Annotated in this window: 12 protein-coding genes; 8 read left to right on the plus strand and 4 right to left on the minus strand. The window is 59.0% G+C overall.

Annotated elements, in window-relative coordinates; genetic code table 11:
* Positions 1–93: 93 nt before the first annotated feature.
* The 3 genes from L7A20_RS05205 to L7A20_RS05215 are packed head-to-tail and all read left to right on the plus strand — an operon-like array spanning position 94 to position 2963.
* Positions 94–570 carry an NUDIX hydrolase gene (locus L7A20_RS05205; protein WP_237222629.1) on the plus strand — a complete coding sequence of 159 codons (477 nt, stop codon included), beginning with the start codon at positions 94–96 and terminating at the stop codon, positions 568–570.
* Positions 563–1735: a glycine betaine ABC transporter substrate-binding protein gene (locus L7A20_RS05210; protein ID WP_237222630.1), complete on the plus strand. Its 1173-nt coding sequence runs from the start codon at positions 563–565 to the stop codon at positions 1733–1735. The genes L7A20_RS05205 and L7A20_RS05210 overlap by 8 nt, the downstream gene beginning before the upstream one ends.
* A gap of 10 nt (positions 1736–1745) precedes the next feature.
* On the plus strand, positions 1746–2963 hold the full coding sequence (locus tag L7A20_RS05215) for a pyridoxal phosphate-dependent aminotransferase (RefSeq protein ID WP_135013198.1): 1218 nt from the start codon (positions 1746–1748) through the stop codon (positions 2961–2963).
* On the opposite strand, the gene L7A20_RS05220 is transcribed toward L7A20_RS05215, so the two are convergent.
* Positions 2960–3199, minus strand: a complete 240-nt coding sequence (locus tag L7A20_RS05220) for an exodeoxyribonuclease VII small subunit (protein ID WP_237222631.1) — start codon at positions 3197–3199, stop codon at positions 2960–2962. The two genes, L7A20_RS05215 and L7A20_RS05220, sit on opposite strands and share 4 nt — an antisense overlap.
* A 37-nt stretch (positions 3200–3236) precedes the next feature.
* A complete protein-coding gene (xseA, locus tag L7A20_RS05225; RefSeq protein ID WP_237222632.1) occupies positions 3237–4559 on the minus strand; it encodes an exodeoxyribonuclease VII large subunit in 1323 nt (440 codons plus the stop codon).
* Between the two features lie 99 nt (positions 4560–4658).
* Between xseA and L7A20_RS05230 the strand changes: the two genes are divergently transcribed.
* Both L7A20_RS05230 and L7A20_RS05235 read left to right on the plus strand, forming a co-directional pair.
* Positions 4659–5858, plus strand: coding sequence for a hypothetical protein (locus tag L7A20_RS05230; protein ID WP_237222633.1), 1200 nt, complete (start codon positions 4659–4661; stop codon positions 5856–5858).
* 20 nt (positions 5859–5878) lie between these two features.
* Positions 5879–6970: a 4-hydroxy-3-methylbut-2-enyl diphosphate reductase gene (locus L7A20_RS05235; protein ID WP_237186045.1), complete on the plus strand. Its 1092-nt coding sequence runs from the start codon at positions 5879–5881 to the stop codon at positions 6968–6970.
* 238 nt (positions 6971–7208) lie between these two features.
* On the opposite strand, the gene L7A20_RS05240 is transcribed toward L7A20_RS05235, so the two are convergent.
* Entirely contained in the window at positions 7209–8516 is a 1308-nt protein-coding gene (locus L7A20_RS05240; protein WP_237222634.1) for an amino acid permease, read from the minus strand.
* A gap of 85 nt (positions 8517–8601) precedes the next feature.
* Between L7A20_RS05240 and L7A20_RS05245 the strand changes: the two genes are divergently transcribed.
* Complete coding sequence (locus tag L7A20_RS05245) at positions 8602–8925, plus strand: DMT family transporter (protein WP_237222635.1); 324 nt, start codon at positions 8602–8604, stop codon at positions 8923–8925.
* Here L7A20_RS05245 and L7A20_RS05250 read toward each other — a convergent pair.
* Positions 8922–9953, minus strand: a complete 1032-nt coding sequence (locus L7A20_RS05250; RefSeq protein WP_237210321.1) for a GNAT family N-acetyltransferase — start codon at positions 9951–9953, stop codon at positions 8922–8924. The two genes, L7A20_RS05245 and L7A20_RS05250, sit on opposite strands and share 4 nt — an antisense overlap.
* Before the next feature lie 153 nt (positions 9954–10106).
* On the opposite strand from L7A20_RS05250, the gene ychF reads away from it, so the two are divergent.
* A complete protein-coding gene (gene ychF / locus L7A20_RS05255; RefSeq protein ID WP_237188077.1) occupies positions 10107–11192 on the plus strand; it encodes a redox-regulated ATPase YchF in 1086 nt (361 codons plus the stop codon).
* Between the two features lie 116 nt (positions 11193–11308).
* Entirely contained in the window at positions 11309–11647 is a 339-nt protein-coding gene (locus L7A20_RS05260) for a nucleotidyltransferase family protein (RefSeq protein WP_237222636.1), read from the plus strand.
* The last annotated feature ends 470 nt before the right edge of the window (positions 11648–12117 follow it).

Consider the following 12117-nt stretch of genomic DNA (forward strand, 5'->3'; position numbering starts at 1 on the left):
ATCCGGTATGCCAGCTGCCCGCGAACGTCTAGGCTGACCACCGTGCACCGGTGCAATAGACTTGTTCATCAGAGACCAACAAAGGAAGTGAGAATGCCTCTGGTGATGGATACTCGCCCGGCCGCCTACGCTGTGGTGATTGAGGACGGTAAGATTTTGCTTTCCCGCTGGGTGCCGCATATTCCCGGTTACCGCCCCGGCTGGACCCTGCCCGGCGGGGGTATGGATCCCGGTGAGCAACCCCATGAGACGGCCCTGCGTGAGGTACGTGAGGAAACCGGCTATCGGGTTGAACTGGACCAGCTGCTGGGAGTCCACGCAGCCTACTTTGAAGCGGAGCCCGGCTCCACGCGTCCTTTTTGTGCCCTGCGCACCATTTACACAGCGCATGTTACCGGTGGGGAGCTCACAGCTGAGATCGGGGGCTCAACTGACCGGGCTGAGTGGGTACCTCTCGCTGAGCTTGACCAACACTTTTATTATTCCCTGGTTGATGAGGCTGCGCGTTTGCTTGGTTTTGCGGACGCTCGTGAGCTGGCGGCCAGCTATCGGGAGGTTTCTCATGGTTAGGGGCCAAGGACGCCCGCGCGGGCAGCACTACCGCGCCCAGCTAGTTACTTTCTTTGCTCTTGCCGGTCTCTTCCTGAGTGGCTGCGGAACCTCAACTTCAGGCAACGGTACTTCCGCTACTGCCAGCCCCGCTACGACGTCTACCCTGCGCATCGGCACGGGGCTGACAGCTGAAACTCGCCACGCCGCCTACATTTATCAGGCTGCCCTGCAAGAAGCTGGTTATACCGTTGAGGTGGTTGAAAGTGAGGTCAACCGTCCGGCCTACTTTGCCAGTATGGGCATTGACACCGCCGCAAGCGCTACTGCCAGCCCTACAGCCACCAGCCTGGCTGAAGAGTTTGTTCATATCACTCCCGACCTCTCCGGTGACCTGCTGCTCTATCTGACCGACAACGGTAAGGTAAGCCCCACCATCATCGAAGAAGAGCGGGCTAGCGCGGCCGCAGAAACCAGCCCTGCCCCAGCCCCTACCGGGAGCACAGAAGCTGGTGCGGGCACGTCCGCTGAATCTAGCCCCACTGCCACGCCGAGCCCTGGCGTGACTCCTAGCCCCAGTGCGACCTCGCTGAATGTTCGCGGGCTGAGCAGCAACGACATTGTCAGCTATGTGGACCGTGCCCTACCAGATACTGCCGAGCTGCTATCACCCTCAAACGCAACGAACAGGTACGGCTACGTGGTGACGCGGGCTACCTCCCAGCGCTATGGGCTAGAGACCATGAGCGACCTGGGGGAAATCTGCTCAGAACTGAGCTTGGTGGCCCCTGAAAGCTACACGACCAACCCCAGCGGCGCTAGCTCCCTGAGCGCCTACTACGCTTGTGTTCCGGGGGCCAGCAAGACCGCAGATAGCCGGTCTGAACAGGCCCAGGAACTGATTACCGGTGCCACCAGCATGAGCTACATGTATTCGGCCAGTGCAGAGATTCCGACCAATAACCTCAAGCTCTTGGAGGATCCCGAACGCACCCAGCTGGCCCAGAATATCGTGCCCGTCACCCGCGCCGGGGAACTGCCCCAGCAGGTCAAGGACATCATCAACGATGTCTCCGCCAACCTCGACACCGATTCCCTGGTGCGCCTCAACACGCTGACGAGCGGCGATAACCCCGTCTCAGAAACCGCCGCCGCCCATTTCTGGTTGACCCGCATGAAAGGGTAATCTAAATCTCATGGCATTCAAGCAATCAAAAAAACTTCAAAACGTTCTCTACGATATTCGCGGGCCCATTCTGGAAGAAGCCCAGCGTATGGAAGCGCGCGGTCACCGTATTCTCAAGCTCAATATCGGTAACCCGGCGCCCTTCGGTTTTGAAGCGCCTGAAACCATCATGATGGATATCATCGAGCATCTGCCCTACACCCAGGGCTATTCTGATTCCCGAGGCCTCTACTCTGCCCGTACTGCCATTGTGCAGTATTACCAGAACGAGGGCATCATGAATATCACTACCGACGACGTCTACCTGGGTAACGGTGTCTCGGAGCTGATTCCTATGACCCTGCAAGCCCTGCTCGATAACGGGGACGAGATTCTGGTGCCCAGCCCCGACTACCCCCTGTGGACGGCTGCCACCCAGCTCGCAGGCGGCAAGCCGGTGCACTACCTCTGCAATGAAGAGGACGGCTGGCTGCCCGATATCGAGGACATCAGATCAAAAATCACCCCCAACACCCGCGGCATTGTGGTCATTAACCCCAATAACCCCACCGGTGCTGTTTATACGCCCCAGGTACTCCAGCAGATTGTTGACCTGGCACGGGAACACGAGCTGGTAATTTTTGCTGATGAGATCTACGAGAAGATTCTCTACGACGGCGCCCAGATGACCCACGTGGCAGCTCTGGCAGGCGACGACGTACTCACCCTAACCTTCTCGGGTCTTTCCAAGGCCTACCGGGTCTGCGGCTACCGCGCTGGCTGGGTGGCTATTTCGGGGCCCAAGCTCGCTGCTGCCCCCTTCATCGAGGGTATTAACTTGCTGGCTAATATGCGCCTGTGCGCAAACGTGCCCGCCCAGCATGCCGTACAGACTGCCCTGGGCGGCTACCAGTCCATCAACGACCTGATTCTGCCCGGCGGACGCCTGAAAGAGCAGCGGGACCTGTCCTACAAGATGCTCAGCGAAATGGACGGCGTGACCGTACAGCAGGCTGAGGGCGCCCTCTATCTCTTCCCCAAGCTTGATATCGATAAGTTCAATATCACCAGTGACGAGCAGTTCATGCTCGATCTGCTACGGGAACAGAAGATTCTGCTGAGCCACGGCACGGCCTTCAACTGGTCAGAGCCCGACCACTTCCGCCTGGTCTTCCTACCCGATACCCGTACCCTGGCCGATGCCCTGGAACGCCTGGGTAACTTCTTGGCTGACTACAAGCAAAACTAGGACGTCTGGTTTTGGCGGGCGGCGTCCAAGGTGGCCTGGGCGCCGTCCAGCCAGGCCTCACAGCGCTGGGCGAGAGCTTCGCCGCGCTCCCACAGAGCAATAGATTCTTCTAGAGTGCTAGCGCCTGACTCCATGCGGGCTACCACCTGCAGGAGCTCTTCGCGGGCCTGCTCATAGGTCAGCTGCTCCACCGGGGTGGCGTTCAGTTCAGTCTTGAATTCGATGTTCTCGCTCATGGTTCTTCCTTCGTTTGCTGTCGTGGCTTGTTAGTTTCTAGTGGTTCTTATCGTGTACTGCGGTGACGGTTGCATCCACCGCACCGGCTGCTGCCCGCACGCTAATGCTCTGGCCTTCGCTTAAGGTCCTGGCATCGCGCACCAGCTGGCCGGCGGCGTCCTGCATCACCGCGTAGCCGCGCTCCAGGGTCTGTTGGGGGGAAAGGGCTGTAACACGCGCTCGTAGCTGACCAATGAGGTCACGATCCCGAGCCAGACGATGCAGAGCCGCACTCGAAGCCCTTGCCCGCAGCCGCTCAAGATCTTCTGCCCGAGCCAGCAGGGCAGAGCCCGGGTTGGCAAGAACTGGGCGGGATCGCACCTGGGCTAGTCCGTGCCGCTCGGCTGCAATCAGCTGTTCTACTGCTCGCTGCAACTGGTAGCGAGCCGAGGCGAAGAGCTCACGCTCCTCACGGACGTCCGGAACAATACGCTTGCCGGCATCGGTGGGGGTTGAGGCTCGCAGATCTGCGGCGTAATCCATCAGCGGGGAGTCAGCCTCGTGGCCAATCGCCGAAACCACAGGAGTATTGGCTGCGGCAACAGCCCGGACCATGGCCTCCTCAGAAAAAGGCAAAAGGTCTTCAAAGGATCCGCCACCGCGGGCAATCACAATCACATCAATATCGGCTCTGTTATCCAGCTCAGCCAGGGCCGCGGTCACCTGAGCAACCGCGTTCACACCCTGCACCGCAACCTCCCGCACCTCAAAATCAACGGCGGGCCAGCGCAACGAAGCGTTACGGATAACGTCCTTCATGGCGTCCGAATCACGGCCGGTAATCAACCCTACCCGGCGGGGGAGTAGGGGAAGAGGCTTCTTACGCTCGGGACTAAAGAGACCCTCAGCCTGCAGCTTGCCCCGCAGCTGCTCAATGAGCTCCAGCATGGAGCCCACACCTACCGGCTTGATATGAGAACCCTGCATGGATAGGCGGCCGGTCTTCACCCAGAAATCAGGCTTGAGCTGCAAAACCACCCGAGAGCCCCGCTCTAGCTGGCCCTGAACCTTAGCCATCTCAGAGCCCCAGACCGTGACCGACACCGAGACTTCCTGCTCCATATCGCGCAGGGTCACATAAGAAACCCGGCCTCTGTGGTTGAGCTCAATAATCTGCCCCTCCACCCAGGTCGGCACACAGCGGGCAATATACTCGTGCATCTTGTTAGAGAGCACATGCAGGGGCCAAGGATTATCGACACTGGTCTGCCCCGCACGTTCAGCTAATTGCCGGGGCGGACGCTGAGCCTGGATCTGCTGCTGGGCCTGTAGCTGCGCCAAGGTGGGGTGGCCGGAGCCTGAATCACCAAAACTGTTCATATACCTACTTCTACCACCGCTGGCTGACACTTTAAGCATTGAGCAGAGAATTATCAGAGACTTAAGCAAATACTCAGTAAGACCGGCTACCATGCAAACATGACGGGTACCCGCAAGAGCACAGAAGACTACGGCAACGGCAATTGGACTAACCCCTACGTCCAGGCCGAAAATCAGCGCGCCCAGGAAGAAGCCCAGGCAGCGTATGCCCACCAGCCCCAGGGCTACACCCACCCCTATGCAGAGCCGATCTCGGCTCCCTATGCCCAGGGGGCGTACCAGCCCGAAGCACAGGCGCAGGGGGCAGCGTCCGCCCCGGTGGCCTCCTACGCGCCACCACGGGTGCCCCGCCGCCAGCGTCGCCGTCCGGCCTTTAGCCTGGCTAGGCGCTTTTTCTGCATCCTGCTGGCTCTGCTCACCCTGGCCACAGGCCTTGGGGCCGCTACCGCCTACTGGGCCCACACAACCCTCATCGATACTGATAACTTTGCAGCAATGACTGAGGCCATCGCCTACGATCAGGACTTCCAGACCAGTCTGGCAAGCGCCGTTACCGACGACATCATGGCCTCACCCGCTATTGAAACCTACCTGGGCGACGGGAACTCCACCGCTTGGTACGGGGGAGTGCAGAACTGGCTCTATGACCAGACCTACACCCTGGTCGACGGGGCTACCAACTCGCTGGTGACCTCCGATGCCTACCCCCAGCTGTGGGCCCAGGTGATTTCAGATACCCACGCCTATAACTTCTCGGGTGAAAGCCGCCCGGCGGTGCTTGACCTTTCTGCCCTCTACGACCAGGCTGGGGCGTCTGTGCAGTCGGCGACCGGCTTTGGTGTTGATACCTCAAGTCTGCCCGGCCGTACCATCACCCTGGATACGGGGCAGAACATCTGGCCTATCAATTCCACTATCAATACCCTGATATGGCTGGCCTCCCTCTGGCAGCCCCTGCTGGTGGCCAGCGGCGTATCCGCCCTGCTCGGGTTCCTGCTCTGGCCCCGCAACCGCTTCGCCTACCTAGCTTTCATCGCCTTCAGCGCAGCAGCCCTACTCTGGATCGCTGGCCTCCTGGGTGGTGGTGCCTCGCTCACCGCCGGGATACAGCTACCGGCTAGCAGCGCGGCCGTCCTTTTCCTGCAAAAACTGTCTGAAACTATCACCGCATCTTTCGCCAGCTACCACAACGGCCTAGCCCTCAATCTGCTGATTGCGGGGGCGGTACTGACACTTCTTGCTCTTCTCTCAGCGATCATGGGGCTGACTGCGAGAGAAGCCACTGCACGCACCCGCTAGAACCACGTAGGATAGAGACTATGTCTACCCAAGAGAAGACCATTGAACTGGGTCTGCCCACCGTACCCCGCGTGCGCAGGACCCGCGAAGAAGTTGAGGCAGCCGCCCCCACCGGCGACAAGAAGGTACTCCTAGCAGCGCCCCGCGGCTACTGTGCCGGCGTTGACCGCGCCGTCATCGCCGTTGAAAAGGCCCTAGACCACTACGGGGCTCCCGTTTACGTGCGCAAGCAGATTGTTCACAACCGCCATGTGGTTGAAACCCTCGAAGCTCAGGGCGCAATTTTTGTGGACGAGGTGGAGGAAGTCCCCGAGGGCGCCGTCACCGTCTTCTCCGCCCACGGCGTGTCACCGGCTGTTGTGGCCTCAGCGGAAGAGCGTCAGCTCAATACCATCGACGCTACCTGCCCGTTGGTTTCCAAGGTGCACCGCGAGGCTGTGCGTTTTGCCAAGCAGGACTACGACATCCTGCTCATTGGCCACACCGGCCATGAAGAGGTTGAGGGTACCGCTGGTGAAGCTCCCGACCATATTCAGATTGTGAACTCACCTGACGAGGTGGATCAGGTGACCGTGCGCGACCCCGAGAAGGTTGTGTGGATTTCACAGACCACCCTGTCTGTGGACGAAACCCTTGAAACCGTTGCCCGCCTGCGCGAGCGTTTCCCCACCCTGCAGGATCCGCCCTCTGACGACATCTGCTATGCGACCTCTAACCGTCAGGGCGCTATCAAGGAGATCGCTCCGAAGGCTGACCTGGTGATTGTGGTGGGTTCGACCAACTCGTCGAACTCTGTGCGCCTGAAGGAAGTCGCCCTGGAATACGGCGCTAAGCAGGCCTACCTGGTGGACTACGCCAATGAGGTTGATGAGGCCTGGTTCGAGGGTGTGACCACCGTGGGTCTGACCTCTGGCGCTTCTGTGCCCGAGGTGCTGGTACAGGACGTGCTGCGTCTGCTGGCAGACTACGGTTACGTTGACGTTGAGAAGTTTGAGACCGCCAAGGAAGATATTCTCTTCTCGCTACCCAAGGAGCTTCGCGCGGCCCTGAAGAATGATTCGGGTGAGCCCGCGATGCGATTGGGAGGACGAGGAGCGAAGCCGAGCCGGTAAAATCGCGAAGCGACCGGGTCGGCTTCGCGACGAAGTCCTCTTCCGTCAAAAATTTGCCCACGATTGGGCAAATTTAGGAAGTGAGGAGCGAAGCCGATGAGTGAGCGGTTCACCGCGCGCGGTGAAGTAAGAGCGAGCGAATGGGAAGCTGTGAGCGAAGCGAACTCCATTTACTTTGCGCGAAGAGTTTCCCTATAAGAAAAGGCCCCCGTCTGGGGGCCTTTTCTTGTGGGGCTGGTTAGCTGGGGATCAGGCCGTAGACGACGGCGGAGAAGGCTGCGATGCCTGAGATCACCACGAAGATGTTGGAGAGTTTGCCGCGGTAGGGGGCTAGGGCCGGTACCTTGTGGATGGCCCACATGGGCACGATGAAGAGTACTAGGGCCATGACGGGGCCGACTAGGGATTCGATGAGGGAGAGGACGCTGGGGTTCAGCACGGCTGCGACCCAGACGGTGACAACGATGAAGACGTTAATTGCCGCGTTGAGGGCCTTGTCGCTGATGCGTTTTTTCTCGGGGTCGAAGTTTTTACGGACGATACCCGCTGCTCCTTCGTGCCCGCCGAGCCAGTGGCCGAAGTAGGAGGAGACGATGGCAGCGATGGCTACGATGGGGCCGAGCCAGTTGATGAAGGAGGCGTCGAATTCGTTGGCCAGGTAGGAGAGGATGGGGAGGTTGGAGGCGCGGGCTTCAGCGAGGCCGTCCGGACCGATAGCTAGTACGCAGGACCAGACAAAGCCCATGGTGAAGACGGTCAGAATGATTGAGGTAACGCGCAGTACACGGGAGGCCTTGACCGAAGCGAAGCCGTGGTACTGCTTGCGCATAGCCACTGAGAACTGGGAGATAGCCGCTGCGTGGTAGAAGGAGAAGACGAGCACCGGCAGCATGAGCCAGAGGGTCATAGAAAAGTTGCCGGGGGCCGGCACCTGGCTAAAACCGTCGAGTGACCAGTGGGGGATGAGGTAGAGGGTGAGCGCGGCGAGTACCAGAATAAGGGGGTAGACCAGGAACTGGGTCACCATGAGCATGAATTTTTGGCCGATAATCATGACGGCGCTCATGGCGCCAACAAGCAGGGCGGCAAGAAGCCAGCGGGGCAGGGGTTCTAGCCCGAACTGGTTGGTCAGGAAGGAGTCAACGGTGTTGGTGATACTGACGCCGTAAATGAGCAGGATGGGGTAGATGGAGAGGAAGTAGAGCAGGGTAAAGATCTTGCCGAAGCCTCGGCCGAAGAATTCTTCGGCTACCTCTGTGATATCTGCTGTTTGTTTGGAGCTGGCGGAGACCATGCGGGAGAGCCCTCGGTGGGCGAGGAAGGTCATGGGCCAAATCAGGACGGTTGCGGCCAGCAGGGGCCAGACACCACCGGCGCCCGCGTTAATGGGGAGAAAGAGGATGCCCGCGCCGACGGCGGTGCCGAAGAGGCTGACGGTCCAGGCTGTGTCTGTGCGGTTCCACCCCGGCGCCCGGGTTGCGGCGTCGCCCATTTCGATAGCTGCGGTGGAGACATCGGTGTACTCCTTGTTGCCCTTGTGAGACATACAAAAACTCCTAGATTCACATCCTTGTGAGATACGCGTACTTATTATTCTAGCCTTTTTTGTACGAGCCATGTAGAATAAGCCTATGCCCTACCTTTTCCTCGCGCTCTCTATTGGCTCGGAGCTCATTGCCACCACCCTGCTGAAATACACTGAGGGGTTCACCAAACTGTGGTTTACCCTGGGGTGCCTGGTGGGCTACGGTTTCGCTTTTTTCATGCTGTCGCTGGCGGTGCGGGACATCCCGGTCGGAGTCGCCTACGCCCTCTGGTCGGGGCTGGGCACCGCTGCCATCGTCGCCATCGGTGCGGTCTTTCTCGGGGAGCCCATCACCCTGGTCAAAGTGGTGGGCATTTCCCTGATTGTGGCCGGTGTGCTGGTGCTCAACCTGGGCGGGGCCAGCCACTAGTTCTGGTAGCAGATTTCTTCCCAGACGGGCCGGTAGCCCAGCTCCTCATTAACCTTGATCATGGCCGGGTTGACGGCCGAGTTTATGGTAATAATTTGCCGGATGTGGGGCGCGGACGCCGGTAGGCGGGTATGGCTGAGCACCTTGAGGGTGCGGGAGAGGCCAAGGCCGCGGTGCTCTGGCATGACAACTGTAGATTCCTGCCAGGCTGAGGCATTGCCCGGGTGGGTGGGGTAGCTCAGTGCTGTGAGGGCCGCAACCGTACCCTGGTGCAGGGCGGCGGCATAGATGAGACCGTCACCTGCAGCGTGAGCTCGGACCTCCATCTCGCGCAGACGCTCAGGGGTGAAGTCTGAAGCTTCCCGGTGGGCTTCTCCTATGGGCTCATCTACCTCCAGCTGGTGGTAAGCAGCTGCTGCTGATTCTAAATACTGGTCGGGAATGTGGTTTTCCCAGACCTCAAAGGTGTAGGCGGGGTCGGCTATTGTCTTGCGCTCAGCCGCCTGCGCGAGGTTAGCGGGGATCGGCAGGGGAGCAATTCTTGTGATATCAGAATTCTTAGGTTCTAGGCCTAGAAGAGCCGCAACCCTGTTGATGGGCAGGGCGGGGTCGTCCTTGTTGTCGTCCTGCATGAGGTAGCCGTAGTAGGTGATGTGGGTGCGTCCGCTGGGCTTGATAGCTTCTGCCAGGGCATGGCGGGTGAGGGCCTCTTCCAGGCCCCGCCCCTCAGCTTCGGGGTGGACGGCGAGGGCAAAAGTGAGGCCGTCGGGGTTCTCTTCGAGGGGGAAAGAAGCGAGCGCAATACCGAGAATCTGCCCCTGAACCTCTGCCACCCAACGGTGGTTTTCATAGTAACTGGAGGGGGCAAGAATAGCTCGCCGCTCTTCAATGGTTGTGGTGTAGGGGAAGCCGTAGAGCTTTTCATCGCAGGCAGATTCTAGGGCATTGAGCTGCTCCATATCGGCATCGGAGTCAAGGTTGATAGAGCGAATGATGATGTCCCGAGGTGAAAACTGCGCTACTGTCATGCTGACCAGCATAAAATACTGTGCCCCAGATAACAAGAGGTGGGTGAGGGGAAGCAGGCCTGACCTACCCGCCGGTGGCGGGCGTCCGCACCGCTTGCAGGGCTTCACTGACGCTCCCGCGCTCGCTTGACTCATCCCTGTAAACTAGAAACCGTGGCTTTAACTATTGGAATTGTGGGTCTGCCCAACGTCGGCAAGTCGACCCTTTTTAACGCACTGACCAAAAACAACATCCTGGCAGCGAACTACCCCTTCGCGACCATCGAACCCAACGTGGGCGTCGTCAACCTGCCCGATGAGCGCCTGGCTCGCCTGGCCGAAATCTACGGTTCCGAGCGCATTCTGCCCGCGACCGTCTCCTTCGTTGATATCGCCGGTATCGTTCGCGGCGCCTCCGAAGGTGAAGGCCTGGGTAACCAGTTCCTCGCGAACATCCGCGAGGCCCACGCCATCGCCCAGGTCGTCCGCGCCTTCGACGACCCCGACGTCATCCACGTCGACGGCAAGGTAGACCCCGCCAGCGATATGGAAACCATCAACACCGAACTGGTGCTGGCTGACCTGCAGACCCTGGAAAACGCTATTCCCCGCCTGGAAAAGGCCGTCAAAATCAAGAAGGGCGACCCTGCCCAGCTTGAGGAATACAAGAAGGCCCAGGCCGTACTGGAACAGGGCGACACCCTGATTTCTAAGTACGAAGAAGCCAAGATCGATATGGCCTTGCTCAAGGAGCTGAACCTGCTCACTTCCAAGCCCTTCATTTACGTCTTTAACTCGGACGAGGGCGTCCTCGCCTCTGAGGAAAAGCAGGCTGAACTGCGCGCCATGGTCGCCCCCGCTGAGGCCGTCTTCCTGGATGCCAAGCTTGAGGCCGACATGGTTGAGCTCTCTGAAGAAGAGGCCCGCGAAATGCTAGAGATGAGTGGTCAGGACGAGTCCGGCCTCGACAAGCTGGCCCGCGTCGGCTTCTCCACCCTGGGCCTGCAGACCTACCTGACTGCCGGCCCCAAGGAAACCCGCGCCTGGACCATCACCAAGGGCGACACCGCCCCCCAGGCTGCTGGCGTCATCCACACCGACTTTGAGCGCGGCTTTATCAAGGCTGAGGTTGTTTCCTTCTCTGACCTGGACGATGCCGGTTCTATGGCTGAGGCCAAGGCCCGTGGCAAGGTCCGCATGGAAGGCAAGGACTACATCATGCAGGACGGCGACGTGGTGGAATTCCGCTTCAACGTCTAACTTTGTAGCCTCTGATATCCTGATGGCCGGTTGCTCCCTGGAAGGAGCTACCGGCCACTTTTTATAGAAAAGAAAAGCCCTATCTTTTCCCAGAAGCGGATAGGTAAACTGTGGGTATGAGCACTAGAAGTCTAAGCATAGAAAGCCTAGAGCGCAGGTCTTTACTTCAGACCCACTGGCAGTCATTCACGGAGCTGCTGGAACGATACGGTGCCTATAACCCGCAACTTTTCGGGTCGGTCGCCCGGGGTACTGCTGGCCCGGAGAGCGACTTAGATATTCTGGTAGAGATGGATCCTGCTGATGGTAACGTCTTGATGCGGGCAGCTGGTCTTATGGAGGAAACCCGTAACCTTTTGGGTACTCAGCGGGTCGATATTTTTCCTCTTCAGCTCCTTAAAAATCAAGTATCCCAGCAGGCCCTGGCTGAGGCAGTTCCCCTATGGCAAGACTAGTGAGCCAGCGCATTGATGATATCTATAAAACACTGCCTAGAAAGCCTAGAGGTTCTTGAGCAGGACGTCGACGTGGTGGAGTTCCGCTTCAACGTTTAGCCTCCTTAGAGAAGCGCCATTGGAAAAGTGCAAGTGCCCCGCAAAAAGTGCGGGGCACTTGCACTTTTTCGATGGCGTCTAAGGTATGTGGACATATGCCGGGGCTTACGCGAAGATATGGTTACTCGCGAGAAACACAAAGTGTATTAGGGAGGATGTTCCCTCCTGAGCCCTGGTGGCACCTCATACGGTGTAGTCTAAAATTCAGAGCAATATCTATAACGCTAATACATAAGGAAAAACATGAGGCTTATTCAAAAGTCCCACCCGCAGCCAAAAACACCAACCCCCGCACCACCGAAAACACCCGCCCATACAACCCCAACGGCCGCCTAAACCCCGTATGAAGAATCCGCCAAGTCTTGATGTGC

It is taken from the genome of Rothia nasimurium (genome assembly GCF_928381415.1).
GTDB lineage: Bacteria > Actinomycetota > Actinomycetes > Actinomycetales > Micrococcaceae > Rothia > Rothia nasimurium_H.

Excerpts from the sequence above, each read along its gene's own strand:
- L7A20_RS05205 (WP_237222629.1), top strand. The coding sequence starts at position 94 with ATGCCTCTGGTGATGGATACTCGCCCGGCCGCCTACGCTGTGGTGATT.
- L7A20_RS05210 (WP_237222630.1), top strand. The coding sequence starts at position 563 with ATGGTTAGGGGCCAAGGACGCCCGCGCGGGCAGCACTACCGCGCCCAG.
- L7A20_RS05215 (WP_135013198.1), top strand. The coding sequence starts at position 1,746 with ATGGCATTCAAGCAATCAAAAAAACTTCAAAACGTTCTCTACGATATT.
- L7A20_RS05220 (WP_237222631.1), bottom strand. The coding sequence starts at position 3,199 with ATGAGCGAGAACATCGAATTCAAGACTGAACTGAACGCCACCCCGGTG.
- xseA (WP_237222632.1), bottom strand. The coding sequence starts at position 4,559 with ATGAACAGTTTTGGTGATTCAGGCTCCGGCCACCCCACCTTGGCGCAG.
- L7A20_RS05230 (WP_237222633.1), top strand. The coding sequence starts at position 4,659 with ATGACGGGTACCCGCAAGAGCACAGAAGACTACGGCAACGGCAATTGG.
- L7A20_RS05235 (WP_237186045.1), top strand. The coding sequence starts at position 5,879 with ATGTCTACCCAAGAGAAGACCATTGAACTGGGTCTGCCCACCGTACCC.
- L7A20_RS05240 (WP_237222634.1), bottom strand. The coding sequence starts at position 8,516 with ATGTCTCACAAGGGCAACAAGGAGTACACCGATGTCTCCACCGCAGCT.
- L7A20_RS05245 (WP_237222635.1), top strand. The coding sequence starts at position 8,602 with ATGCCCTACCTTTTCCTCGCGCTCTCTATTGGCTCGGAGCTCATTGCC.
- L7A20_RS05250 (WP_237210321.1), bottom strand. The coding sequence starts at position 9,953 with ATGACAGTAGCGCAGTTTTCACCTCGGGACATCATCATTCGCTCTATC.
- L7A20_RS05260 (WP_237222636.1), top strand. The coding sequence starts at position 11,309 with ATGAGCACTAGAAGTCTAAGCATAGAAAGCCTAGAGCGCAGGTCTTTA.